Source organism: Globicatella sp. PHS-GS-PNBC-21-1553 (assembly GCF_033564055.1).
In the GTDB taxonomy this organism is placed as follows: domain Bacteria; phylum Bacillota; class Bacilli; order Lactobacillales; family Aerococcaceae; genus Globicatella; species Globicatella sulfidifaciens.
In genome coordinates this window covers 1,686,925-1,712,451 of the sequence record NZ_CP085470.1, presented here as the reverse complement: position 1 = coordinate 1,712,451, position 25,527 = coordinate 1,686,925, and the positions used below count along the sequence as shown (strand labels likewise).

Genomic DNA, 25,527 nt, shown 5'->3' with positions numbered 1-25,527 from the left:
TCAACTCCTATTCAATACCAAAATCTTCTAAAAGTGTCCATTCGTCTTCATTTAAGGGCCTAAATTCTCCAATAGGTAAATCATCTGGTAAGATTAGTGGTCCCATTGAAAGACGTTGTAATTGAATCACTTCACAATTAATTTTTTCACACATTCGTTTTACTTGGTGGAATTTTCCTTCATGAATCACGACTTCAATTCGGGATTGATTTTTTGCTTCATCAACATTAAGAATCATTAATTGACTTGGTTGTGTCACGAAATCCCCTAAATCTAAACCTTTAGCGAATTTATCGATGTCTTTTTCTTCGACAATCCCATTTACCACTGCAAAATAACGTTTGGGTACTTCACGCTTAGGTGACAGTAATTGATGAGCTAATTGTCCATTGTTCGTTAATAACAATAAACCTGTTGTATCAATATCCAAACGCCCCACAGGAAATAAATCCAAGTGGGCGTAATCTGGACCTAACCAATCGATAACTGTTTCATGATAGTGATCTTCGGTGGCACTAATAATTCCTTCTGGTTTGTTCATAATGTAATAGTGGTATTTCTGATACTGGACTACTTGCCCATCAACTGTCACCACATCATTTTCGATATCAACCTGAAAGCCAACTTTCTTAACAGTTTGACCATTGATATCAACCCAGCCATTGGTAATTATTTGCTTTACTTCTTTACGTGTACCATAACCTGTATGGGCTAATAATTTATCTAATCTCATTAGAACATTCTCAACTTATCTTGTAATGCTCGATGACGGTCACCGATTAATAATGAGAGTTTACCAAATAGTGCGAGAACCCCGAAGTAAACAAAGGCCGCAAAGATGACCACTATTAAGATTTTAACAAATGTAAGAATACGTCCTACTGGACCAAATAATAAGTCAAGTGAACTATTCCATAACCAAGCTGAAACGGTCATTAATAAAGTGGCTGAATAAATAATGATAATAGTTGGTAACATGTTCTTAAAGTCTAAGTGAACCAGTTCATTTAGTTTCCAAACAGTTAAAATGCAAGTGACTAAGAAACCTAGTAAGGTTGCGATCAAGGCACCATGAGCATTTAACCAAGCAACTAATGGAAATTGTAAAGTCAATTTCACAGCCAAACCGACTAATAAGTAGCGAATAGCTGCTCGACGATAATTCATCGATTGAATAATAGTAGAAAGGATCGTATAAGCACCTAAAATAATACTTAAAACTGAGGCTGTTACTAATAATGATGGACCCGCTTCGTGACCATAAGGATAGAATAATTGGTACATATTATTAGCAATACTTGCCATTCCAAATGCTGCTGGTGACATCACTAATAAGAATAGTATCGAAATTTTTTCAATCAATTCTGCAGTTTTACCTTCTTCATGGTTGGCATAAAGCTTCGTAATTAATGGAATCGATGATAGTGACATACCCACTGCAATCGAAATAATAATCATAATTAATTTATCGACATCTAAGTTCATGACACCAAACAACTCACTAATATCACTTAATAACATGGTTGACGTTCTTTCTAAAATGAACTTAAAGGTGATTTGGTCAATGAATTTCGCGATAATAATACCTGATCCTAAAAGGATAAATGGAATACTATCTTTTAATAAAATCATTAAACTCGCTTTGAAGTCTAAGGTGTTGACGTCATCTTCTTCAGCTGTTTCAATTAATAAGTTAATCGCTCCACGACGTTGGAAGTATAAGAATACGAGATAAACTAATGATAAGATGGCCCCTACAAAAGCTGCAAAGGTAGAGTGTGCTACTGCTTTGGTAACATCGCCATCAAGCATCTTCATAATCGCATACGTCGCTGCTAGCATATAAACCACGCGGGCAATTTGTTCTAGAATTTGAGAAACAGCTGTTGGTACCATATCACCAAATCCTTGGAAATAGCCACGCAATAAACTCATCACGGGTAGTATTAGTAACGCCGGAGCTAATGAACGGATCACCACAACCGCTGCTTGCGGATTATCAGTTGAGGAAATGCCCGCTATAAATGGTGCTAAAATAAATAATAGACCACCCGATACTAAACCAGATACTAACATCACTAATAAACTGTTTTTGAAAATTTTATCAGCTGATTTATATTTTTTCTGTGAATGATAGTAGGCCATTTGTTTCGCAATCGCACTCGGGAAACCTGCCGTCGAGATGGCTAAGAATAGCGCGTATGGATTATAACCAATCCCATAGAGCACATTGGCAGTTGTATAACTTGTACCAAACCAGGTCCCCCAAGGAATCACATATAAAGCACCTAAAATTCTAGAAATAATATTGCCTGCTGTTAACCAAGCAGTCCCCTTAACGAAAGATGCTTCTTCTTCCTGAACATCATTTTCAACTAAATCATCATTTACGATGGTTTCATCTAATACCGAATCGGTTAAGATAGGTCCCTCGAATGATTGTGTTTGTTGAACGATTTGCTCACTTACTGCTTCAATATTTACAGCGGAAGTATCTGCTAATACTTTACCTACCGAATCGTTTTTCGTTTTAGCAGACGCTTCTCCATTTGCTGTTGCAGAATCCTGTTCCTCAACACCACTGGCTTCAACGGTCGTCGCTTCATGATCAAGTTGAATATGCTCTGCTTTTTGGCTACTTTCGTCTTGAGCTGTTCTGTCTTCGCTAGTTATTACTTGTTCATTTGTCTGCGCTGATGTATCGTCTGTGTAGGTTGATGATTCATCTATGTACGATGCTTCAACGTCTTCAGTGTCATTTGTTCTATTGTCATTGAATGAATCATTAGATGGATTACTTGCTACACTTGCAGTTACTTGGCTATCGCTTTCAAATAGACCTCCTTTTTCAGAGGAATGGTTTATTTTAGTCTGCTGAGTAATGCGTTGATTCTGCGATTGCAATGCTCTTCTTTCATTTTCTTCGGTTGCCTCGTTAAGCTGAGACACCTCTTCATCATTTTGACTGAATTTATGGGCAATAGAATCTTTAATGTGACCGAGGAAACCGGTAAACGAAAGTTCTGAAATCGGAGATTGTTCCATATTTACTTGATTATTCGCTGATTGAACTACCTGTTGCTCTTTATTCGTCTTGATTGATGACGTTGGCATTGCTTCCTCAGTGGCTTTTGCTCTATCTTGTTCAAACTGATTGTATTGATCAAAGGTCGAAAGATTATTTTCATCGTAAACCGGTTCGTAGGTGTCTTCAAACTTTTTGATTAATTTTTCACGACGTTCACGAATCGCTTGCTGTTCCCTTTCTTTTTCTGCTTCATATTGTTCACGTAGTTTTTGGGTTCTTGATTTATAAACAAATGGATTCTCTTCTGGTTCCTCAGAAGAATCATGATGATTAGCCTTTTTAGCTGCTTCAAACTGATCATCGGTAGTAGTTGGTTCTTTGAAATCTATATCTGAATCGATTACCACCTCATCAGGTTCAATAGGATAAGAATCATCGATTTGAGGTTGCTGATAATTCACTTCATTAAAATTAAACTGTTCATTTGAAGAAGCTTCAGTATTATCCTCCGTATTGCCAGTATTCGAATGATGATAATCTTGTGTAGTAAAGTCAGGATAATCTTCGATTACTGTTTCATTAGGATAAGATTGAAATTCTTTTGGTCGTTCAGCATTAGAACTCATTTGACGATTGGGCTTTGAATAAACATCATGATCAGCTGCTTGCTGTTCACTTCCTTCATCAGCTTGTGACTCATTAGAAACTGCGTTAAAACCATTGCTTTGTTGTGACTCATTTGCCTCAACTGGACGCTCATTACCGCTTATTTGTTCAGTAAAATAATCACCATCAATTGGTTGACGATTCGGGCGTCTCAGCCTACTTAAGTCTTCCTGTGTAAACTGAATCGTCTCTTCTAAATCAATATTAGAATAAGAACGATTTTGACGATTATTGTCTGTCATATCATTGGCTCCTTTTAATTTGCTACGATATTTACTAATCGATTAGGTACTGCAATCACTTTACGTACTGTTTTTCCTTCAATGGCCAACTTAATCTGTTCATCTGCTAAGGCAACTGCTTCTAATTCTGATGGAGATAAATCAACCTCTACCATCATTTTTTGTTTCAATTTACCATTAATTTGAATGACAATTTCAACTTGCGATTCAACGGTTAAAGCTTCATCAAAGGTAGGCCATTCAGCATGTTGAATACTTTCTGTTCCACCTAATTTTTCCCAAATCTCTTCCATTAAATGAGGTGCTAAAGGTGCTAATAATTGAATGAATCCTTTCGCATAGGCTAAAGGTAATACTTGCTGGTCTTTAGCTGCATTTAAGAAAATCATCATTTGTGAAATTGCAGTATTAAAATGTAAGTTTTCAAAGTCTTCGGTTACCTTTTTAACCGTTTGGTGATAAACACGTACTAAGTCTTCATTTGCTTCATCTTTGACAGTTGATTTTACTTCACCGGTTGCTTCATCGATTATTAAACGATAGACACGATCTAAGAAACGTCGACTACCTTCTAAGCCTTTTTCGCTCCAAGCAATCGAAGCATCTAATGGTCCCATAAACATTTCATATACACGTAAAGTATCAGCACCAAATTCATTGACAACATCATCTGGGTTAACAACATTCCCTTTTGATTTAGACATTTTTTCATTGTTTGCCCCTAAAATCATACCTTGATTAAATAATTTTTGGAAAGGTTCTTTAGTTTGAACAATACCTAAATCGTATAGGAATTTGTGCCAGAAGCGTGCATATAATAAGTGTAACACGGCATGCTCTGCACCACCAATATATAAGTCCACTGGCATCCATTTTGCTAATTTTTCTGGGGAAGCAATCGCTTCTTCATTTGTTGGATCAATGTAACGTAAGAAATACCAAGAGCTACCAGCCCATTGTGGCATGGTATGTGTTTCACGTTTACCTTTCATCCCTGTTTCAGGATCGACCACATTGACCCATTCTTCAATTTTAGCTAGCGGCGATTCGCCAGTACCTGAAGGCTTAATTTCATCAGTCTTCGGTAACATCACTGGTAATTCTTCTTCAGGAACTAAAGTGGTCGTACCATCTTCCCAATGAATAACCGGAATCGGTTCACCCCAATAGCGTTGACGAGAGAATAACCAATCACGTAGGCGATAATTGACTTGGTGTTCGCCAACCCCTTCAGCTTCTAACCACTCAATCATTTTCTTAATAGCTGCTTCATTTTCAAGTCCATTAATAAAGTCAGACTCAATATGCACACCATTCTCGACAAATGGTAAATCGCCACCTTCAACTACTCGTGTAATAGGTAATTGATGTTTCGTTGCAAATTCAAAGTCACGTTCATCATGAGCCGGCACCGCCATTACAGCTCCCGTCCCATAACTTGATAAAACATAATCTGCTACCCAAATAGGAATCTCTTGTCCATTTACAGGATTGATGGCGTAAGCTCCAGTAAAGACTCCTGTTTTGTCTTTATTTAATGATGTACGATCTAATTCGCTCTTAGTTTCAACTTCTTTAACATAGGCTTCAACTGCTTCTTGTTGTTCGGGAGTAGTAATTAATTTAACCAATTCATGTTCAGGTGCTAAAACAGTATAACTTGCCCCAAATAATGTATCTGGACGTGTGGTATAAATTTTGAACTCATGATCAGAATCTTTAATCTTAAAGGTAACCATTGCCCCTTCCGATTTTCCAATCCAATTACGTTGCATCGCCTTAATACTTTCTGGCCAATCAACTAACTCTAAATCCTCTAACAATCTTTCAGCATAAGCCGTAATTTTCAATACCCATTGACGCATTGGACGACGATAAACAGGATGACCACCTCGTTCGCTGACACCATCTATAACTTCTTCATTAGCTAAAACTGTTCCTAAAGCTGGACACCAATTCACCGCCACTTCTTGTTCATAAGCAAGACCACGTTTATATAATTCAGAAAAAATCCATTGGGTCCATTTATAATAATGTGGATCTGTTGTATTAATTTCACGATTCCAATCATAACTGAATCCTAAAGATTTAATTTGACGCTTAAAATTTGAAATGTTTTTTTCAGTAAATTCAGCTGGATCATTTCCTGTATCTAATGCATATTGTTCGGCAGGTAAACCAAAGGCATCCCACCCCATAGGATGTAACACATCAAATCCTTGTGCACGTTTCATACGACTAATCGCGTCAGTAGCTGTGTAACCTTCAGGATGTCCTACATGTAATCCTTGTCCTGACGGATATGGAAACATATCTAAGGCATAGAATTTAGGATGTCCTTCACGTTCGGTCGTTTTAAATGTTTCGTGTTTATCCCAATAATCTTGCCATTTCTTTTCAATAATACGATGTTGATAAACCATAATTTCCTCCTAAAAACAAAATAATCTAAATAAAAATAAAAGCCCTATAACAAGACAAAAAGACCTTGCTATAGGGCGCCAAATAGCGCGGTACCACCTATTTTTGCATAATGAAAAGTTTAATAAATACATTATGCCTCAAATCTTTAACGCAGATTATACGGCTTATCTTACTTTATTCAGATAAACATCGATTGAGATGAGTTCGATAAACTTAATCACTTGTTCACACCGACCACAAGCTCTCTGATGATTTTACTTATCTACTAATTCTAATCATTGATTCAATATTAATATTATTATGCCACAAATACCTTGTTTATTCAACGCTAAACAATGACAAAGACATAAAAAAAGACTCACCGAAGTGAGTCGTGAAGCGGGTGACGAGAATCGAACTCGCGACAACAGCTTGGAAGGCTGTAGTTTTACCACTAAACTACACCCGCATCGACGGTCCCGACGGGATTTGAACCCGCGATCTCCTGCGTGACAGGCAGGCATGTTAACCCCTACACCACGGAACCAATTGCGGGGGTAGGATTCGAACCTACGACCTTCGGGTTATGAGCCCGACGAGATGCCAGCTTCTCCACCCCGCGATAATATTATATATAAGGAGGATGTGGGATTATACTTTGTTGATTTATCAAGTATCTCACAACCTCATTGCAAAATTACTGCAAAATTAATTACAAAAGCTAGTATACATCATAAGTGTATACTTTGTAAACCCCTAATTTAAAATTAATTTATTTCACACCTAACTAGATTGTTTTTTGCACAAAAAATAAGCCTACCCCATATCGGAGTAGGCTCTTTAGGATATATACCACTACATATAGTATCCCTTTCTTTTTTATTTTTTTACTTTCTTAAACTCACATCATAATATTTTCCATCAATAAATGCATAATCTTTACCTTTAGGAATGGTTGGCTGTACTTCATCATCAACCTTCACAGATTCCCATGATTTACGTGCCTCAACCAAGTCTTGCTCAAGAATCCATGAATACTTACCTTTTAGAAGATAAGCTCTTCTTGAATAACCTACTTCAACGTTCATTACACGTTCAATGATATCGGTATCTCCAGTAAAGTCTCCACTTGGTTTAATTCCTTTACCAGTTTGAGGATCATACCAGAACGTCTGTCCTTTACGAATTGTAACCTTTTGGCCAACTTCTAACTTATCAAAAGCCTTAGCGTTGCTAGAATAAGGTCTTAACTCGATATATCGACTATCGCTAACTACTTTTGCCCCACCATTTAACTTATCAATCATTTCCTTCATAGTTTTACCCAGCGACATGTAATATTTCGTACGTGCGATAAAATGTTCTTGCACTTTATCATAACCACCGTGCAATTGAGCTGATCGCTTAGGACATTCTGTTCCTCTATTTGACACTTGTCTATGAAGTTTAATTGTAGCTTTATCTGGTTTAATACCGTACTTATGACACAATTCAGCTCCTCGCATAAAAGCTTGTTCCTCATTTTGTTTAAACTTTTCATCATTAACTGATAGCTGTTGACAGATTTCAATGTGCATAAAATTGTTATTATAGTAGCTGTTAGCTGCTGCCCAAGCTGGCGCATTTAATGGTTGTACTTGTAAAATTTCCCCTTCTGAAGTGTACTCATGAGCAAAACCTATCGCTGCATTTGCTTCTGAATTTGCTCTTGAGTTTCTAAGCCAATTTTCATACCCCAAACCTGTCGGAGAGCCGGCATCATTATGATAAATCAGTCCAACTGGATTACCATTAATACCAGTGTATTTACTAAACAAATCTAATACTTTAATTTTTGGATATTTCCACATTACTTCTTCCTCCTGATCATATTGTGTTAAATTATTTTGTTCAATCGTCTCAATTAGCTTTGCTCCATAACTACTATCTGTTGCGTATGTTTTAGTTAACGCTGCACATTGACCTTGATAAGTTGTAGCATTTATCACATCAGCATAGTGCTTTTTCCGCCATGGTGTTGAAGTGATAAAATTACTGTGGTCTTTTACAAAATCTTCAATAGTATCGTATTTTCTAAATTTTGTTCCTGGAACATCAACTAATACCCCATTGATTTCTTCTTTGGTTGTTTTGGTATAATAATCACCTTTCCAAGGTTCACTATACTTTATCCCAGCAAAGTTTAATGCATTAACTGCTAAATCGCTTTGACCCCAACCTGACTCAACAATCGCTTGAGCAAGCCTAACCGATACAAGTAAAGCAGAAGGCACCGCTTTGTAGAGAGGTGCCATTTTTTCGATAAAGTTATTCATCTCGCTTAACCCCAAATATATTTTTTATAATCTCATAGATACCACTTGATGCAACACCGGCACCTAAACCGATAAAAGTAAACTCATCTAGTTGACCGTCTAATAATTTCATGGCAACCATAGCTAGAGACCACCCTAACAATAACGATAAAAGATTGATAAGGTTTGACGTCAAAATGGCTTTTTTATCTACAAGTTTTACCAGCTCTACAAATAAAGCCACAAAAATAGCGATGATTAATGCTACCGCTAAGCTATTACCTTCTAAATTTAATATATTCAACTTACTTACCCCTTTCTGAAAGTGTTGCAATGCGTTCATTGTTAACGATAATCGCATCCTCGGCTTTACCAATTCGCATTTCGTGACGGTCTAGCACCTTGTGGATATTTTCTCGGTCACGCTGAGAGTCTTTTAAGTCAAAAGATAAGGAATCAATTGATTTTTCAAGTGACTTCATTGCAGTTTGATTTTGTTTCATTGCTCGATTAAAAGGCTCTACAACCAACTTAGCTAAACTAATAATTGTCATCAATCCTCCAGCTATAATGACAATTTGTTCTAATGTTACACCCATCAATTCTCTCCTTTCAAATAAAAGGAGCAGGCGATTAGGCCTACTCCTCTACTGGTACTAATTCACCATCTACCATCTTGTACCCCATGACTAATAACTGTTCGTCTACTTGATCTTTTAATAAGAAAGGTACACGTTCATAGGTATATCGACCTTCAACGATATTTAAAGCCATTAACATTGCCATCAACTTACTCACCTCCTTCAATCTCTGTATTAGTTTCTTCATGCGTATCACCTTCAAGTGTCGTTAACCTCATCTCATGGTCGAATAGCATTTCTGTTGCTTCAATCACGCTTCCTTGTGTGACTTCAGAGTCTTGTTTAATCTTGTTGACCGTTGACTCACCATCTGCCACCATAGCTTTATATTTCTCAACCAATGATAGCATTTCTTTTTTGACTTGCTCTACCGTATCGACAGCTTCTGACATGAATTTACCTTCATATCTTTCACGATAGAACTGTTCCATGACTTGGTCAATTAGTTCTACTTCTGACAATGCCGATAAATCAGTGTCAAAACGTACAGATATAATATTTAAGTCAGGTTCGTTATCTTGAATACTTACTCGATATTGAATACCGTCCCAATATCTACTTGTTACTTTCATCATGTTGTTGTTCCTCCAATTCTTTAATACGTGCTTTCAATTGTTCATTTTCTTGTTGCAGTTCTTGTGCTACCACCAAAATGTTATTTTTATCCACCATTGCCTGTGCCAGCTTAATTGCTAGCTCTTCAACCGTCATTTCTAAATGTTTCATTTTAATTGTTCCTCCAGTTTTTGTACTTTTTGTGATAATTCTTGTATACCTTTTAATGCCAGCATCATGGCTCTTTGTAGGTCAATACCTTCCATTTCTTCATCAGGCACTCTTAAAATCCCACTTTCTTGTGCGATTAAACCTAATGGCTCTAATTTATCATTTCGATTCCACTTGAATTGCTTGAATGATAAATCAGCAATATGGTCAAGTGCTTTAATGTCAGTTGGTTTAATATCATGTTTTAATCTTGCATCAGATACTCCAGTCGTACCACCTTCAAACACATGATGGACGTGTGAGTAGGTTCGTGTGCTACCATTTGATGAGTTGCCCATAGTCCATATACGCTCGATACCTGATGAGTTTCCAGCCACTGCTGCTTGATACATGACCATGTCACCCGGTTGTAAGACCGGGAATGAGTTGCCCCAACCGTTCAATCCACGAATTAACGCTGATGCCTGACTGAAATTATTAACGATTTTTCCGGTACGCATAAGTTCCTCTATGACTTGTACTGCACCCCAACCAGCAGGCGTTTTAAAGTATTGAGCCGGAGTACCACCAAACGCATCAGATTGGCGATAAATACCCCACGTTTGACCTTTCGAGATATGCACACCATGTACGACACTTCCGTTATATTCATCCCCGTTTAAACTACTTCCAATGTAGAATCGAGATTGGTTGTTGCTATAATATTGCGAACGACCTTTACCCATGATAGCGGCAGTTCCTAAACTATCTTGCGAACGGAATTCGGGAATAGCGTTCATGGTGGCAAAATCGCCAGCTGTATTTTGAATACGGATAGCACCACCGTCAATATGCATATTACTGTTCATACCTTGAAATCCTGCAGAAACTAATTGAGCGTGGTTAGCTGTAATATATTGAGCATCAATGTTAACGATTTTACCAGTTCCTGCATCTATCTGCCCAATTTGAGCAGTACCGATTTGAGCGTCCCCAATCATGGAAGATTTAATCCATGCTTGTTTGGTTGCAAGTTTTTCAGTGGCTAAATCATCAGTGAATAACTTAGTGAATAAGGCTTCATTCGCTAAAATGTGTTCCGATTTAACGACATTTGAGGTTAAGCCTTTCGTGACAATATCAGCGGAGTTTAGCCTTGCGGTGTCGATAGTTCCTGATGTTATCTTCTTTGCTGATAGATTGCCGATATTACCTTCTGGAACGATGAAACCTGAAGTCATATTTACTTTTCCGTCAAGCGTGATTAAGTTACCTTTAATTCTCACACCATCTTTTACGATACCTACTTCAGAGATTGCGTCTTTAACTCCGTACAGTCCTAGACTAATCGCTTCTCGAGTTTGAGTGAACCGACTGTTCACTTGGTCAACTGAAGGATTCCTGCTTATACGTACATTATTAAACCATACCATGTCAAAATCGGATGATTTTTGAATGCTTACCCATGGTATACCTTTAACAGCTTTATCTGGCACTTTGAATGTACCTCGGTAGACAGTTGGGGTTGTTGTCAAGTTAACTGACGGCATACCTGCCCATACTACATGCTCCCCATACTGATCATAAAATCTAAATCCGACCGTAAATGGCTGAGAACTAGGACTCCACGCTCTAAATTCAACATTCAACGTTTCGTTTGGAACGACATCGACTTCATAAGTGGCGTAGGTATCCCTTACTTTTGTTGTAGCATACCAACCATTAGCCCTTACGTCTGAGTTATTTAATCGATTACGATCAATATCCCAACCGTACGTTGAGCCATCTCTAAAGTTTCCGTTTTTTACTAGATTCCCGATATCGCCCACTGCAACTTGAAACAGGTCACTTGTCATAGCCATACGGGACACGTTGGTTAAAATATTATTCTCTGTTTTACCAAATAATCGTTCGTACAGACTGGTTGTTTCTTTTACGGTTTGGAATTCGACAGAAGATACCCTATCGTCATACGCTTCTTGATATTCAGATTTTTCGCTACCAAGTTCAATCATAGGTTTTGCATTGCTAGGATATGAAACCCACATGAAACGAGAACGTTCGGGTATTGTGATAGTTTGTTTATCTAAAGACGAAGTTATTCTGTTGACATAATTTTTGTTTTCATCTAAGAATGAAATTCTAAAATATTGAGTGTTACCAGTAATTTTCGACAATGTGTATTTTTCCCCAGCTTGAACGGGTATTAATACAATCGAAGTATCCGTACCATATCCGGAATTATCAGGTGAAGGGTTAGGGTATGTTTCTGACCCTCCTAAATATGATTTTGATATAGCACCTCTAGTGACAAGTAAATTTCTACCTTTTAAACCGTTGCTCGCCAACGTTTCAACCTTTGAAAGATTAGTGGTGATTTCACCAGCTTTTTCTGTGATTTTTGTATCGACATAAGTAGTTTGAGCATAATCAGACAAACTTCTCTGAATACTGTCTGCTTTTTGCTCAACCTTACTTATACGACCCCCATCTTCTGTAAGTGCAGTCAATCTACGTGTATGTTCATCTGTCGTGGATTTGACTTGGTTTTGATAGACGGTAAAGTCACTATTATTAACCATATCCTCTGCAGATGGCGACCAGTCAGTTGGTTTATTCCCTTTTTCCAACTTAATGTAAGCAATATTAACGGTTCCAGAAGGGATAGAACCCTCACCATATATATAAGGTTTAAATGAATTTGCATCGCCTATTAGTTTAAATGTTACCCATAACTTTTTAAATTTTCCAAGGTCACTATTTGTGTAGGATGTGTCCCCACCAAGAAAGGTTATTTTTCCTTGGTTAACCTCATTAAATCCAGACCAATAGTGCAACGGGACTGAATATGAATGTGGAAATGCGACGTCTGATTTAATCACTGCCGAATAAGTATATACCACATTATTCTCTAATCTATACCATTTATTAGATCTTATACCAAGGCTGAATTCTGTTTTGATGGTGTTATACCCTCTATACTTGTTACTGCTGTCAATAGATATACCGCCACCATTGCTTTCCCAACCATCATAATTATCGATGAAATTTCCACTATTATATAATAGGTTCATTCCCCCAATTTCTAAATTATCAAACTTCCCCTCAACTCTTGTTAAAGATTGACTATATCCATCAACCGTCTCCTCGTAGCTATTGACCCTAGCTGTCAAGGTTTCGTTGGTGAGACTATAATTAGCAACTTCCGACTTGTAACCATCAACGGTTTCCTCGTACGACTGTACTTGCGTACTTAACGTTCCAGTTGCGTCCAATGCTTCTTGTGCTTTAATCAAACTGTCACTGGCTTGTGTTTTAACTTCACTAAGTTCGGTACTTACCGTTCCTATGTTCGCTAACGCATTCTCACTAACTTCTTTCGCTGTCTTAGCCAAGCTCTCACTTGCCCCAGCTTTCTGCAATGCCGATTGTGCATTCTGTTCCGCGGTTGCGATTGATTGTTCAAGTGTGGATTGTTTCTTATTCACTTCTTGCATTTTAGTATCAATCGCTTGTTGTCGTTCTTCGTCTAATCGTTCAGCTTCTGCCTTCGCACTTTCCAAAGCTTCATTGATTGCTTGCTCGGTTTCGGTGCGTTCGGTGTCGAAACGGTCTAAAACGGTGTCGATTTCTTTTTTGATTTCGGCATCCATTCGTTCTGCTTCAGCTTTAGCAGCTGCTATAGCAGGTGAAATTTGATTCTTAATAGTGACACCATTCGATGCAATTAATTCTTCAATTTGTTTATCAAAAGCTTTCACGTTAAAACGAGATTCAAAGTCTTTTAGATCACTTGCTTTTATCGTGATTTTATTGGTTTGATTGAATTTATTTAAATCTTTCCAACCTTCATCTTCTCGTCCGTCACTACTTACTTTAGTCCAGCTAAAGTGGTCGATTTCATCAGTGATTTCAACCCCGTTTTTAAACACACGAGCCGTTAATTCAGTGGTTTCATCTTCTTCTACTGATAGATACTCTTCGAATACTAAAATATAATCAAATGTTATATCCACATCCGATGTAATCTTCATAGTGTGTGGAGCTCGTTCGAATTTTACAGGTAAATTAAAGTTCCCATCTAAGTAGATCGGTACTTTATAAGTGCTAATCACTCCGCCGGATTCATCGTAAAATGTAGCGGTAAAATCAGACACTTCTAATTCGTGACTATCAAAAGGCTTTAATGGATAGGCAGTATCGGAACCTTGTGGGTTCTCATAATCAGGATTAAAGTCAATTGGATTCGTTAAACTATCAGCTACTAATCCGTCATGACGATTGATTAAATGTTTGTCGTCGATTTTACCTTTAATTTTAAATCCGTTTGATAAGCTTTTAGGTTTTCTTATGTAGAAAGTATTACCTTCAACTTTCTCAATTAAATCCTTACCAAATCCTTCCGCACCACCTGCTAATGCCAGACCGTTTGAAGATTCAATTTTAACTTCATACACATCATCTAAGTATGCTTGTGTCAGAAGTTCTTCTCGAGTTGCCTGTAACTGTTGTTGCAACGCTAAAATATCTTCTTTTGATTGTGGGAATAATTCCTTCACGTTACCAATTGTGACGGTATTGGCATTCTTGTTAGTTTCGGATGTCGTAATATTTAAGATTCTAGCTTCGATTGCTAACGGTGGGTTAAATTCATGGTCAATGAAGATTCCTGTATCACCAATTGATACAGTATCTGGTAGTTCCTTTAATTTAACGGTGTAATGTACTGCGGGATGTGCGTGTTCTTTCATGTAAGCCACACCTTCAGCTATTGCTTCTTGTGGGTCTTCTTTATCTGTTTGAAGCACTTTTTCAATCCACAACACAGACCCCTTTTTTGATTTAAAAGAAAATTGGTCATTTAACTTCTTATTGTAAATAATTGTTTCACCAATCGGTGAGGTAAAGATACCGTCATCATACTCAATATCAGCTACCGAACGCATATTCTTTGGAGTGCCACTTGTATTCCCATAGTTGTACATTTGATATAAGGCGTGCATGATAAAGTTAGCATGTCTTTCATATCCAATCGGTGTCATGTGGATGCGTTCGCCATTCGGACCGTCTTTATAATAATTGTCGTCCATTCTAAGTTTTGAATAACGTGACCAATCACCATAGAACACATTGGAATATTGCTCTGATGCTTGCTTATAGGCTTGAGTCACTGCTTCTCTATGAGCCACTTCCGATAATGTATCGACTAATAAAATCTTGCGACCTGCACCACATAGGTCAACAGCTTGCTTAATTTCATCAGCTGTAACCCCTCTATTGGTACCTAGAACAAACACAACATAGTTATGGACTTGACCATTGGCCAACATGGTTTTAAGTTGCTCGATTGCATTTAATTCGACATCTGTATGTGTCCATTGTCTTGAACCTTTAGCATTGTAATTAGCTTTCTTCCATTTGAACCGTTTTAACTTAGGTTCTGTTCCTACTAATAAGGAATCTCCGATGAAAGTCACATCAATATGTTTAGCGGTCGCTTCTGAACCTGATGAAAGTGAATCCCCTACTGTTTTCCGCAAATAATAATCAGGACTCATTGTATTCGTTGGTGGTGTTGTTGTATTCGTAATACCACCTTCAAATGCAATACGGTCATACTGTGTTAAGTTGTATTGGTCTATAATTCTGATTAGCTTATTAGGGTATTCAATATCTGTAGCATATCCACACTCTCTTAGCATTTTAGCGGCCACTTTATAATCTTTTTCGCCAATTACTCGTGCATAGTTTTGTTTTCGCCAAGGCGTGTTAGTGAAGAAAGCACTATGATCTTCAATCGACTCATCCCACGAATTGTACTTTCTGAAATTTGCTCTAATCCAATAGTACCCTTTGCTTTGTGACCATTCTTGCGTAGGCATGTTAACGACTTCGCCTGCCCAATCGTCACTTGCTTTAATTCCAAACAAGTTGTAATTTGGCGCTTTTGATAAGTCAGAACCACCCCAACCACTTTCTAAAATGGCTTGGGCGATAGAAATGGACGGCAATATCTTATGTTTATGCCAACCGCTAATAGCACCGTTCTTTACGGCATTAATAAATTGTGTTTTACTCATTTATTGCCTCCTTTCTACATTACTCGATAATAGCCATTGACATTCGTGATAGCTGTTTGTGTAATAGTTCCTAATTGCGGTGTTGCTGCATGTACTATTCCTTTTCCACTTGTTGGAGTGCCTAATAGAATAGCCACATGCCCACCATTATGTTGAATTACCAAATCGCCACGTCTAGCTTCACTTGCACTAATCTTTCTAAATGGCGATTGTTGCGCTTGAATAGTGGCCGTCGTGCATCTGTGGTTAATATTAAATCCGGCATGACGGTATACCTCATACACGATACCTGAACAGTCCCAACCATTTGTCGTCACACCACCCCATACATATGGAGTTTTTCCAACGAAAGATAAGGCACGTTGAACAGCCTGTTCAGTTTTGCTATCGATATCCGTCACTGGTTGACTTGCTTTGTTGTTTAAACGGAATACATAGAGCGGCTCACCACTTCGACCTGAAACTGGTGTTGTCGTAATACCGTTATCATGCGCATTACAGTGGATAATTTGATTGTTGCTTACAAAAACACCAGTATGGCCGTATCGTCCACCTGATGCAGCTCCTTTTGGACCAGATAGGAATAAGTCTCCACGTTGAGCCTGTGAACGGTCAATTTGAACCATTAACTTATCTTGGCCAATGTCAGTCCATAAATTTACAGTTGACCCCAAATGGTTAATGTTTGGTTTAAATCCTGCATAGAATAGAGCAGAATAAACAGCGGATGAGCAGTCATAAGACCGTGGACCACTTCTAGCGCCCATGTCGTAATAGACTTTCCCCTCGCGATCTTTAAACCACTTAATCATCTTTTCAATCATTTCTTGATGTATTGAGGACGGTGTGGCCTTACCAGGACTGACAGATGGCGCCGGTGTTGTTTCCGGTGCTGTTGCCGTTGCTTCCTTCGGTTTCATCTCCATGATGACTTTTGTCACGATATTATCAATATTGGTTTTCCGTTGAATGCCTTCTAAGAAATCATCAGAACTTAACCTAAAGCCGGCATCACCTTCAACACGTTGCTTGACGATATGCACTTTAAAATCAGGTTCGCCCGGTGTGTCTAAAATCGTTTCAAAGTAGAATTCCACTTTGAATTCCTTACACACTTTCTTAATTCTCGATAGTAAAGTTTCTGAACTGCTAAATTCTAATGCGATTTTATCGGTTGATTCATTCTTTCCTAATTCCCAACCGGTTCCCTTCAGCATTATGTCAAAATACCACGATATAGGTTGCGGTGTGTTTGGTTTTTCAACTTTCCCCACAACTTTATTAATCAAGTTCAACGATGTATCTTCTGCATACACACGTTTTAAACGTGCGTTATCATCCACTTGCATGATAGTGGCAAGTATGCGCACACCTTGACGATTAAGGAATGTGATATAGTTTCCTTCTTTCACATGAATATGCTGTGGTGTGTTTTTCTCAAAAATAATATCGAGAGTGTAGATACCACCCTCGATAGAAGTTGACAATTTATCATCTGTAAAATGCAGACCGTTCTCGGTATTGTTATCGACAAAAGCCAATCGATGAAAGTCTTTATCTAAAATTTCAATACTTTTCATATTATCTAAACCTTTCAATGAATGTCATTTTAGCTTTTGGCACGGTCGCCCAATCGCTTGTTTTAAGTTGAATATCATTCAGTCCATATTCAACATCAAAGAAACGAGAATCTACATCATGCAAGCCTTGGAAAGTCAATCCATTTAATAAGATTTCGCCGGTGTTATTATCCACGATTAGCTTATCGCCAGGTTGAAATGTGTTCGTCACTTCTTTGAATTTTGAACCCGAATTTAATCTGTGAACTACACATGACGTTAAGTTAGCGCCTGTGAATGGATTGGTGGCATCCCACGTTCCGCCTACAATCAATACTTTAGTTGGTGTCAAAGCGGCTAATTTGCCATCTTCTACACTAAACTTACTAGATTGTTGATTGCGTTGAACTGATTGTTTAACAGTTGACCCAACACCACTTGCATTAGCGGTTAAATCCTCTTCATTCATCCAGTAGATAGGTACACCACTATATGAAATAAGGTATTGTTTCTTGCCTTTGTGTGTTCTGGTATTAGTGACCTTATTAGCTCTACCTCTTGTAAAACCTTGAATACTGTGTTGAGAGCCATCATGACCATATCCAAATCTTGCTGAGTTCTTGATGTATACAGTAGAACCGACGATAAATTTCTCGATTTGTGAACCAGTTTTATAGACTATTTGATCACGACCGCTATCAAATACCCATGTAAATACGCTATATTCACGTATCATCTGAATACTTCCGTTAAAACCATTTGGAAATGTAGCAGTGTGGATAATTTCAGAACTATTGTTCGCTCCACCACTAAAATTATTTCGTTTAGCAGTGACAGTAACAGCGTTTGAGTTGGCATCAACGTTGTAAATGGAGGTAGTAACGATAGGTTTGTTATCACTGTCCATTAATACGATTAAATACATGCCAGTATTCTTCGTAGTACCTGATTGGTCAACCATAGAAACTCTTGATTGTAATTTAAAGTTAGTTAACTGATGCACTTCTGGCAGTTTCGCTAAATCTTTAGTATAGGCATAGCAATTCCAGTAATAACCTGATTTAGGACTAGCTGATTTCGTTAAGCGTATGCCCCACTGGTCAAATGCAGGTTTACCTGTGGTTAAACTTAACTTATTGTAATCAGGCACCCATAGACCATTTGCATGACTATCACTTGTTAATTTAGTCCAGTCACTCATGTCTGCTTCGTGCATTTCTTCGTTCAATGCTACTTGCATCTGTGGTAGTTCAATGCGGTCTTGTTGTTCCTTGTCGCCTAAAGCTATAAAACCGTTTGGTGCTACAATGCTTAAGAATCCTGATTCTGATTCAAAGTCTATTTCAAATTTAGGAATTGCAGGAGCAGTACCCCGATTGTTTATTTCGAACTTACCGTTACTGTCAGCATCAACCACGATTTCACCTAATGACGAACTCCAATAGTTGTGTTCTGATACGAATGTTAAGGTCATTTGTGCCATAAAGAAACGACTGGACGGTTTAATACCACCAGATAATTTACACATTAAATAACGATCGGGATAGTCACTAATGACTAATTTCTTAGGCTCTTTCGTATGCAAAATACGATTTAACATATCTAAGTTCTGCATGACGTTATCGACCATAGCAATTTCAATTTTCATTTCTATATGTCCGTCAATATCAGACACAACCGGGAAAGCACTGATAATCTCACAGTATCGACTGATTTCGAAATCATCAAAATAAACTTTAAGCATAGCCTTCCCCTCCTCTGATACGTGTTTGACGATTGTTATATAGTTCATTTAGTTCATTCAATGGTTGGCGGACTTCTTCAGCGACGATACGACCGTTCATCTCTACGACTGTCGTTTTATTGGATATTTTCTCTAATAAACGAATTATGATATCCATGGCCTCCATTAAGAAATAATTGGTATCATCTCGAGATTGTAACATTCGCGTATCCACACCAATATGACCATTGATCATCGGGCGAATATCCGTTAATTTGTTTAAGTTATCTTCAACCGACCGTTCTAACGCTGGAAATTCTTCTTCAGCACCTACTTGAATCCCTCTAGGAATCATACGTCCAACTAAATCACGCATTTTACGTGATGGTGAAAAAATAGATAAAGCACTTTGCGCTTTATCGACTAATCCGCCTACTTTTTCCCCGAACCAATTCATTAACCCGTCCCACATATTAGCAATACCGTCCCACAATCCTTGAACAATATTTTGACCAATCTCAAACAAGTTAATGCCTTCGAGAAACTTAACGGCTTCGTTCCATTTTTCTTTTATTTTACCTGGAATTTTACCAAACCATTCAGCCACACTATTATAAATATCTGTCGCTTTTTGGTTCGCCTTATTCCACATATCGGTAAACCATTTCGTTACATCACTTGCTAAATCAGAAACGTATTTACTTCCATCTGTCCAAAGCTTGATAAACCAGTCAATTATTCCTTGGATAGCATTAGATATCCACTGCTTTGCATCATTCCACACTTTAGTTAGTTGCGGACCCAATGTTTCCCAGTTTTGCCATAGCCACACTCCGGCGGCTATTAAGGCACCAATCGCTAGGACGACTAAACCAATTGGGCTTGTTAAGAATGCAATAGCCAATGATAATCCACTAATCACCCCTTGGACGATTGCAATTACACTCATAATCACTTGGAAAGCAATAATAGCACCAAATATACCGGCAATTAATGGCCCCCATTTTTCAATAAATTGTTGTAATTTATCTAATAAATCGGTTAAATCGATATCTAAAATAGTATCTTTAAAACTAACCAATAAGTCATTAAAGTTTGAAAATCCTTCAGATTGTAAAAAATTATCTAATAAGTCTTTTACAGCATCTTTAAATAAATTAAAGACATCTATAGCCGACTGAACCAGTGTCGAATTAGTAAATTCATCCCAAAAATCAGATAAAGCTTTTTGCGCAGTTGGTACCCATTCTGCAAATTTTTGCATTTTATCGGTTAATCCTTGCATAATAGGGATGAGCATACTTAATAATGGTGCACCCACTACAGCGAGGAAGTTTTCCCATGCTGATTTTAAGTTACCCATAACATTTTCCCATCCGTCCGCTTCACGCGCTGCTTGACCCATCGCCCCAGAAACTCTGTTGGCATCTTCGTACATCTTTAATAAGACTTCTTGTTGTTGCAATCCGGATAAATCTTTGAACTTTTGTCCAAATAATTCCGTTGCAGCTGCATTACGTGTTGTTTCTGTTGACAAGATACCTAGGTTATCTGCTACTTGATAGTTACCTTTCAAGTATGACTTTAGGGTTTCGGTCGTTTGTTCGATGGATTGGTCATACCATGCTGCTGAATCCGCAGCTGCTCTTGTCGCTCTTTCAGCAAATGATAAAGATTCGCTCGCATCCATTCCGGTTACTTTTGCGAAAGCTGCGATTTGATTGAATGCGGGTTTTATTCTGTTTGGCAATGATCCAACATCTTTAGCTACTTTGTTTAATCCTTTTTGTGCTTCTTTTTCGATACCAGAGAATACTTGTTGAAACTGCGCTTCTGTCGCTTGAGCAGTTGCGGCGGCTTCAACAGCCATCTTGCCAAAATTAATAGCTTTATCCACAGCAAACACGGCCCCAACCACTGCTGCTGTCTTTTTGAAAATACTCACTAATTTAGAACTGGAGTCTTGTGCTTTGCCTACAACACCATCCAACCCTTTAGTTGCTTCATCCTTAAGACCAATCGTCCCAAATATCTCAAATACGTTCACTTCGATTACCGCCCCCTCTCTCTTTAAACCAATTATCTAAGTTCATTGCATTCAATTCTGCTTGAGCATTTCTTAATTCCTTCGGCAGTGATTGATTTTTTATGTCCCTCATCACTCGTTCTTTAAATTCTTTATAAGACTCCTGTTGCAATGGATTTGATAGATACACATTTTTAATCTCATCTTCATTTACTTCTTCCATTACAAATATTAAGAAATCAGAAATTTCATCCCATGAAACATAAAAAAATAGACTTTGAATATTTCCGTAGCGTTTTCCTAAAATATCCAAAAGTCTAAATTTTCCTATTTTTTGAACTGAGCGTATAATTTTCCAAGTTTCTTGAAGTCTTCCGATGTAAAAAAATCATTTATTAACGAAAAAGCATCTACCATTGGTAATGTTTCAATATCTGATAATTCTGAATTAGTAATCTGTGCTAAATAACCATAAATAGCTTCTTTATGTGTCGGAATTTTAGTGATAAATAACTTTGCGATTTCAGTAATAATCGAAAAACCCACTTGTTCTACTTCGCTGGTCTCTGACTCAGAGTTGTTTTGTTGATTTTTCACCATTTGAATAATATTATCTCGGTATTTACCAGACAAAATATCTTCAATTGGTTCAATAATATTAATCTTATTAGCTAAGTCTAATAACCCCATAAAATCATCAAACGTCAATGTTCTAATTCTTAATGTCATCTATTTTAACCACCTTTTATAAACTAGGATTTGGTTGATAATCTTTAGGAAGATTATAGACCGTCACTGGTAATGAAGCATCATCAATCGAATCCGCATTTGCGCGCGCACTAAATTTCACAATTAAAGCATTCGTTTCGCCATCTTTAGGTTCTAATGATAAACCTTCGGTAGGAATAGCATTATCAAATACAATGACTAATTTATCCCCATTTTGCAAAGTGGAAATATGAGCCAAACCTTTAATATAATCAGCTACTTCCACGCGTCCCTTAGGACGAATGGCTTTTACTCCCGTTACTCCTTCAATCGTTAAATCTGCACCAATTAAGGCCATTTTAATATTCTCTAGGGTTCCCTCTAAAAGATTAACTTCCATGGTACCTTCAGCAGATTCTATAATGTCTCCCCCAACTGGGGTTGATAAAATACCATCAATTTCTAATTGTGTTAAGTTTGTTTTCAATTCAACTTTCGCACCATTCGTCGCACCAAATGTGTTAAATGTTAATTTTTTAATATCAAAATCATAAACAATAATACCAGCCCCTGTAATAAAGCTTTGTGGTGAGTCAGCGGTATAAGTTGTTTGTGGTAATTTTGCCATCTATTTTCCTCTTTTCTATTTAATATTTTTAAAGATATTTTTTGCAAGCGATTGAATATTTGTTTTATTTTGTTTAAATGATTGTTCTATAAACGGTTGTGGCTTCTGTCCTTTAGTAAAATGCCATTGACCTTGTTGATCTTGATAAGACCAACCGCCTTTACGTCCCATACCGTTTTCAGCAAACTCTCCTGTTCCTTTATTAACGAAGATTGCATATTCAGAGTTTGAACCGATTTGAGCTGTTAAAGAACGTTCATCTATATTATTACCAACGCTGTCTCTTAACGCTCCTAAATCAACCGGTGATAAAGCCTTTTGCGATGCTTCAACTAATTCTGCCCCTTCCATTAAGAACTGAATGGCAGCATCTTTCAATTTACCTTTGAAATATTTTTGATTGTTGATAAATTTACTCATTATCATCAATCCTTGGTGGTTCGATTTCAAAGCGGTTAGCGTAAACATAAAACTGAATATCTAACCGTTTAATCGTTTCATCGCCCGTCTTAACAGAATTCGAACGAATAAATTTAAAGGTTAAGAATCCGGCCGGCGTTTGTTTTGTCGTGTTATTTAATACATTTTTTAAGCGTTTCTCTACTTCATAAAGCTTTACTAAAGAAGTTGAATGATCAAAAATTTGCAAATCAATGTAAATACCTTCGGTATATAAATCAATCCGCTCAAACGTTAATAAATAAGTTGTGTAAGGATAAACCACATGAAGCGCTTTGTTTACCTCATAATGACAATTAGGTTCAATACCACTTAAAATTTGATGAATCACTGCTTTAATATCCATCTCTAAACCTCCTTATCATAAGTTAAATAAACTTCTAAATGATGACCAACACCAACAGGGTCATCGACATATTCAATTAAATAAGCACGACCGTTCGAATCCACAATTCGCATTTTGTCGTTTAAGTCATTTCTCATTTCCGGAATAATTAACACATGGGTTGACCGTTCAGTTACTGCGTTTTCACTTTGATTTCTGTCTGAACCAGTCAACATATCTAAATATCCTTTAATATTATAAATAGCATCATTCCAGACCGTTATTTGTCCGCCAAAGCCATCAGGCGTTACTGTTCCGGCTTGTGCTTTAAAGGTTTGTATCATGTCCAATTAAACTTTCTGTATGGATCTAAAAAGCTAAAATAAGCTGCATCAATCCCATAAATGCTGTCTTGAAATTCTGATACATTCGCATAAGTAATACTCATTCTGCCTATTGATTCACTTTTTATTCCCGTTTTGTTCATGGCTTTTATTTTATTTTTTAACACATCTACTGCACCGAGTTTGACATCTAAAGGAAATTTGATTAAATATACCTTAGCCTTTGTGTTGATATCGATTGGAAAGTCACCACGACCCGATAAATCAATTTTAAGGTGAGTGCCTGAAACTTCTCTAACGATAGCCACCCCATCTTCAAAAGTCGTTCCCTCAATTTCTACAATATCGTCAGCTAAGAATTGATTTGTATGCTCAATCATCAATCCTCCATCATCAATTTGTTGAATTTCTTCATAAATGTTTGTTCTAAAATGGTTGTTGGTGTAGTCGATAATCACTTGTTGTAAAGCTAAAATATCTTGTTCTTTAATATCAAGGCTAATTGCTTGTGCTTCTTCTAAACTGATAATCATGATTAGTCTCCTTATTTTTTTGGTTTAGGTTCAACCACTCTCTCTACATAGTCTTTCCCCCATGTTTTTTCAAAGACTTCAACTTCGGCTACTGTACGTTCGATAATGTCGCCTACTTTTAATTTCCCTTTGCCTTTAGCATTGTTTAATTCTTTTAACACTTTAAATTTAGCCATTTCATTCATCCTTTCTTTTATCTCGTTTAGGGGCTAGAATGCCCCTATTCAAGATGTTTAATTAATTATAATGAAGGTTCAGCTGTCGCTGTACCGATTGCCACTTTCACGATACCATCTAATCGTTCTGGGAACATTAAGATACCAGAATAAGCGGTTGTTTCAACCGTAGCATTATCACGTTTGATTTCATGACCAATCATGATGAAACCAGTATCATCTGGTGTCATTTGGAATGAACGTTGAATTTCTGAATTTCGAGCGTTGATATAAGCAATTTGTAAGTTTTCAGGAGCCGTAGCATAAATCGTACCCGCTTCAATTTGAGTTGTAGCGAAAACCACAGTTCCCGTCGCATCAGTGTAGTAATTTAATCCAAAACGGTTTTCTAAAGTTAACTCTTTATTCGCAATTTGAGTAGCAATATCCATTGGGTTAGCAAATACGACCACGCCCACTGCATCATCTTCGAATAAGACGGTTAATTGCCCCCATGCGGTTGCTAAAGCCCCTTGTAACGTTCCGGCTTTTAAATTAGTTGCTTCTGTAGATCCTTCTGATTTTACTAAGCCAAATAAATCTTTACGGATGTTGGATTGAATTTCTTTAACCATGGCTTCATCCGTCAAGTTAACCGCATTAGCTCGCCCATATTTTTGAATAGCTTCCGCTGTGGTAGCTTTTCGCCATTTTTTAAGCGTGATCTCTTTTGTATCAGCCACTTGGGGCTCTACTTTCGATAAAGGAATCAACTCGCCTTCTGCGACAGTTCCGTCAGCTAATGTTACCTTTGGTGCTTTATACATTTTTAATGTAACGCCTTCTGCAACCGGAATTAAGCGTGTGATACCTAATACGCGAGCGAAATCTTTTAAGTTCTTTTCAAATCGTTGCACATAATCAATTTCAATGGCTTTGAAATTTTTTAATACTTCGGTTGTCTGTAAGTTTTGTTCTGGATAAGTTGGTGTTGTCATTTATTATTTT

Annotated in this window: 22 protein-coding genes, 3 tRNA genes and 1 other annotated feature; all 25 genes read right to left on the bottom strand. The window is 37.4% G+C overall.

Going from position 1 to position 25,527, the window contains the following annotated elements; all coding sequences use genetic code 11:
* Positions 1-7: 7 nt before the first annotated feature.
* Complete coding sequence (locus LB888_RS08295; protein ID WP_318752564.1) at positions 8-733, bottom strand: pseudouridine synthase; 726 nt, start codon at positions 731-733, stop codon at positions 8-10.
* Positions 733-3,936, bottom strand: coding sequence for an oligosaccharide flippase family protein (locus tag LB888_RS08290; protein ID WP_318752563.1), 3,204 nt, complete (start codon positions 3,934-3,936; stop codon positions 733-735). The genes LB888_RS08295 and LB888_RS08290 overlap by 1 nt, the downstream gene beginning before the upstream one ends.
* Positions 3,937-3,950: 14 nt before the next feature.
* Positions 3,951-6,359, bottom strand: coding sequence for a leucine--tRNA ligase (gene leuS, locus LB888_RS08285; protein WP_318752562.1), 2,409 nt, complete (start codon positions 6,357-6,359; stop codon positions 3,951-3,953).
* A gap of 68 nt (positions 6,360-6,427) precedes the next feature.
* Positions 6,428-6,648: a binding site (T-box leader), on the bottom strand.
* 89 nt (positions 6,649-6,737) lie between these two features.
* Positions 6,738-6,808, bottom strand: a tRNA-Gly gene (locus LB888_RS08280).
* A 5-nt stretch (positions 6,809-6,813) separates the two neighbouring features.
* A tRNA-Asp gene (locus LB888_RS08275) sits at positions 6,814-6,886 on the bottom strand.
* 2 nt (positions 6,887-6,888) lie between these two features.
* Positions 6,889-6,961 (bottom strand) — tRNA-Met (locus LB888_RS08270).
* Positions 6,962-7,226: 265 nt separating this feature from the next.
* Entirely contained in the window at positions 7,227-8,654 is a 1,428-nt protein-coding gene (locus LB888_RS08265) for a glucosaminidase domain-containing protein (protein WP_318752561.1), read from the bottom strand.
* On the bottom strand, positions 8,647-8,937 hold the full coding sequence (locus tag LB888_RS08260; RefSeq protein WP_318752560.1) for a hypothetical protein: 291 nt from the start codon (positions 8,935-8,937) through the stop codon (positions 8,647-8,649). Before LB888_RS08260 ends, LB888_RS08265 begins: the two co-directional genes overlap by 8 nt.
* Before the next feature lies 1 nt (position 8,938).
* On the bottom strand, positions 8,939-9,232 hold the full coding sequence (locus LB888_RS08255; RefSeq protein WP_318752559.1) for a hypothetical protein: 294 nt from the start codon (positions 9,230-9,232) through the stop codon (positions 8,939-8,941).
* 40 nt (positions 9,233-9,272) lie between these two features.
* Entirely contained in the window at positions 9,273-9,419 is a 147-nt protein-coding gene (locus tag LB888_RS08250; RefSeq protein ID WP_318752558.1) for a hypothetical protein, read from the bottom strand.
* A 4-nt stretch (positions 9,420-9,423) separates the two neighbouring features.
* A complete protein-coding gene (locus tag LB888_RS08245) occupies positions 9,424-9,849 on the bottom strand; it encodes a hypothetical protein (RefSeq protein WP_318752557.1) in 426 nt (141 codons plus the stop codon).
* Entirely contained in the window at positions 9,830-10,000 is a 171-nt protein-coding gene (locus tag LB888_RS08240; protein ID WP_318752556.1) for a hypothetical protein, read from the bottom strand. Before LB888_RS08240 ends, LB888_RS08245 begins: the two co-directional genes overlap by 20 nt.
* A complete protein-coding gene (locus LB888_RS08235) occupies positions 9,997-16,059 on the bottom strand; it encodes a glucosaminidase domain-containing protein (RefSeq protein ID WP_318752555.1) in 6,063 nt (2,020 codons plus the stop codon). The genes LB888_RS08240 and LB888_RS08235 overlap by 4 nt, the downstream gene beginning before the upstream one ends.
* A gap of 14 nt (positions 16,060-16,073) precedes the next feature.
* Positions 16,074-17,639 (bottom strand): phage tail spike protein, encoded by a 1,566-nt coding sequence (locus LB888_RS08230; protein WP_318752554.1) that lies wholly within the window; start codon positions 17,637-17,639, stop codon positions 16,074-16,076.
* A gap of 1 nt (position 17,640) precedes the next feature.
* A complete protein-coding gene (locus LB888_RS08225; protein WP_318752553.1) occupies positions 17,641-19,362 on the bottom strand; it encodes a distal tail protein Dit in 1,722 nt (573 codons plus the stop codon).
* Positions 19,355-21,388 carry a phage tail tape measure protein gene (locus tag LB888_RS08220; protein ID WP_318752552.1) on the bottom strand — a complete coding sequence of 678 codons (2,034 nt, stop codon included), beginning with the start codon at positions 21,386-21,388 and terminating at the stop codon, positions 19,355-19,357. The genes LB888_RS08225 and LB888_RS08220 overlap by 8 nt, the downstream gene beginning before the upstream one ends.
* Positions 21,375-21,680, bottom strand: coding sequence for a hypothetical protein (locus tag LB888_RS08215; RefSeq protein ID WP_318752551.1), 306 nt, complete (start codon positions 21,678-21,680; stop codon positions 21,375-21,377). Before LB888_RS08215 ends, LB888_RS08220 begins: the two co-directional genes overlap by 14 nt.
* 14 nt (positions 21,681-21,694) lie before the next feature.
* Positions 21,695-22,096, bottom strand: coding sequence for a hypothetical protein (locus tag LB888_RS08210; RefSeq protein WP_318752550.1), 402 nt, complete (start codon positions 22,094-22,096; stop codon positions 21,695-21,697).
* A gap of 16 nt (positions 22,097-22,112) precedes the next feature.
* A complete protein-coding gene (locus LB888_RS08205) occupies positions 22,113-22,703 on the bottom strand; it encodes a hypothetical protein (RefSeq protein ID WP_318752549.1) in 591 nt (196 codons plus the stop codon).
* A 15-nt stretch (positions 22,704-22,718) separates the two neighbouring features.
* On the bottom strand, positions 22,719-23,123 hold the full coding sequence (locus LB888_RS08200) for an HK97-gp10 family putative phage morphogenesis protein (RefSeq protein ID WP_318752548.1): 405 nt from the start codon (positions 23,121-23,123) through the stop codon (positions 22,719-22,721).
* A complete protein-coding gene (locus LB888_RS08195; protein WP_318752547.1) occupies positions 23,116-23,508 on the bottom strand; it encodes a hypothetical protein in 393 nt (130 codons plus the stop codon). The genes LB888_RS08200 and LB888_RS08195 overlap by 8 nt, the downstream gene beginning before the upstream one ends.
* Before the next feature lie 2 nt (positions 23,509-23,510).
* The gene (locus LB888_RS08190) at positions 23,511-23,831 is read right to left on the bottom strand and encodes a phage head closure protein (RefSeq protein ID WP_318753970.1); all 321 of its coding nucleotides are present in this window, start codon (positions 23,829-23,831) and stop codon (positions 23,511-23,513) included.
* Positions 23,828-24,364, bottom strand: a complete 537-nt coding sequence (locus LB888_RS08185) for a hypothetical protein (RefSeq protein WP_318752546.1) — start codon at positions 24,362-24,364, stop codon at positions 23,828-23,830. Before LB888_RS08185 ends, LB888_RS08190 begins: the two co-directional genes overlap by 4 nt.
* A gap of 11 nt (positions 24,365-24,375) precedes the next feature.
* Entirely contained in the window at positions 24,376-24,540 is a 165-nt protein-coding gene (locus LB888_RS08180) for a hypothetical protein (protein ID WP_318752545.1), read from the bottom strand.
* A gap of 65 nt (positions 24,541-24,605) precedes the next feature.
* Positions 24,606-25,517, bottom strand: a complete 912-nt coding sequence (locus tag LB888_RS08175) for a phage capsid protein (RefSeq protein WP_318752544.1) — start codon at positions 25,515-25,517, stop codon at positions 24,606-24,608.
* Between the last annotated feature and the right edge of the window lie 10 nt (positions 25,518-25,527).

Coding starts and splice junctions, on each gene's coding strand:
- LB888_RS08205 (WP_318752549.1), bottom strand. CDS start 22,703: ATGGCAAAATTACCACAAACAACTTATACCGCTGACTCACCACAAAGC.
- LB888_RS08175 (WP_318752544.1), bottom strand. CDS start 25,517: ATGACAACACCAACTTATCCAGAACAAAACTTACAGACAACCGAAGTA.
- LB888_RS08230 (WP_318752554.1), bottom strand. CDS start 17,639: ATGAAAAGTATTGAAATTTTAGATAAAGACTTTCATCGATTGGCTTTT.
- LB888_RS08295 (WP_318752564.1), bottom strand. CDS start 733: ATGAGATTAGATAAATTATTAGCCCATACAGGTTATGGTACACGTAAA.
- LB888_RS08185 (WP_318752546.1), bottom strand. CDS start 24,364: ATGATTATCAGTTTAGAAGAAGCACAAGCAATTAGCCTTGATATTAAA.
- LB888_RS08240 (WP_318752556.1), bottom strand. CDS start 10,000: ATGAAACATTTAGAAATGACGGTTGAAGAGCTAGCAATTAAGCTGGCA.
- LB888_RS08195 (WP_318752547.1), bottom strand. CDS start 23,508: ATGGATATTAAAGCAGTGATTCATCAAATTTTAAGTGGTATTGAACCT.
- LB888_RS08290 (WP_318752563.1), bottom strand. CDS start 3,936: ATGACAGACAATAATCGTCAAAATCGTTCTTATTCTAATATTGATTTA.
- leuS (WP_318752562.1), bottom strand. CDS start 6,359: ATGGTTTATCAACATCGTATTATTGAAAAGAAATGGCAAGATTATTGG.
- LB888_RS08225 (WP_318752553.1), bottom strand. CDS start 19,362: ATGCTTAAAGTTTATTTTGATGATTTCGAAATCAGTCGATACTGTGAG.
- LB888_RS08265 (WP_318752561.1), bottom strand. CDS start 8,654: ATGAATAACTTTATCGAAAAAATGGCACCTCTCTACAAAGCGGTGCCT.
- LB888_RS08190 (WP_318753970.1), bottom strand. CDS start 23,831: ATGATACAAACCTTTAAAGCACAAGCCGGAACAGTAACGCCTGATGGC.
- LB888_RS08180 (WP_318752545.1), bottom strand. CDS start 24,540: ATGGCTAAATTTAAAGTGTTAAAAGAATTAAACAATGCTAAAGGCAAA.
- LB888_RS08245 (WP_318752557.1), bottom strand. CDS start 9,849: ATGATGAAAGTAACAAGTAGATATTGGGACGGTATTCAATATCGAGTA.
- LB888_RS08200 (WP_318752548.1), bottom strand. CDS start 23,123: ATGAGTAAATTTATCAACAATCAAAAATATTTCAAAGGTAAATTGAAA.
- LB888_RS08250 (WP_318752558.1), bottom strand. CDS start 9,419: ATGGCAATGTTAATGGCTTTAAATATCGTTGAAGGTCGATATACCTAT.
- LB888_RS08255 (WP_318752559.1), bottom strand. CDS start 9,232: ATGGGTGTAACATTAGAACAAATTGTCATTATAGCTGGAGGATTGATG.
- LB888_RS08235 (WP_318752555.1), bottom strand. CDS start 16,059: ATGAGTAAAACACAATTTATTAATGCCGTAAAGAACGGTGCTATTAGC.
- LB888_RS08210 (WP_318752550.1), bottom strand. CDS start 22,096: ATGACATTAAGAATTAGAACATTGACGTTTGATGATTTTATGGGGTTA.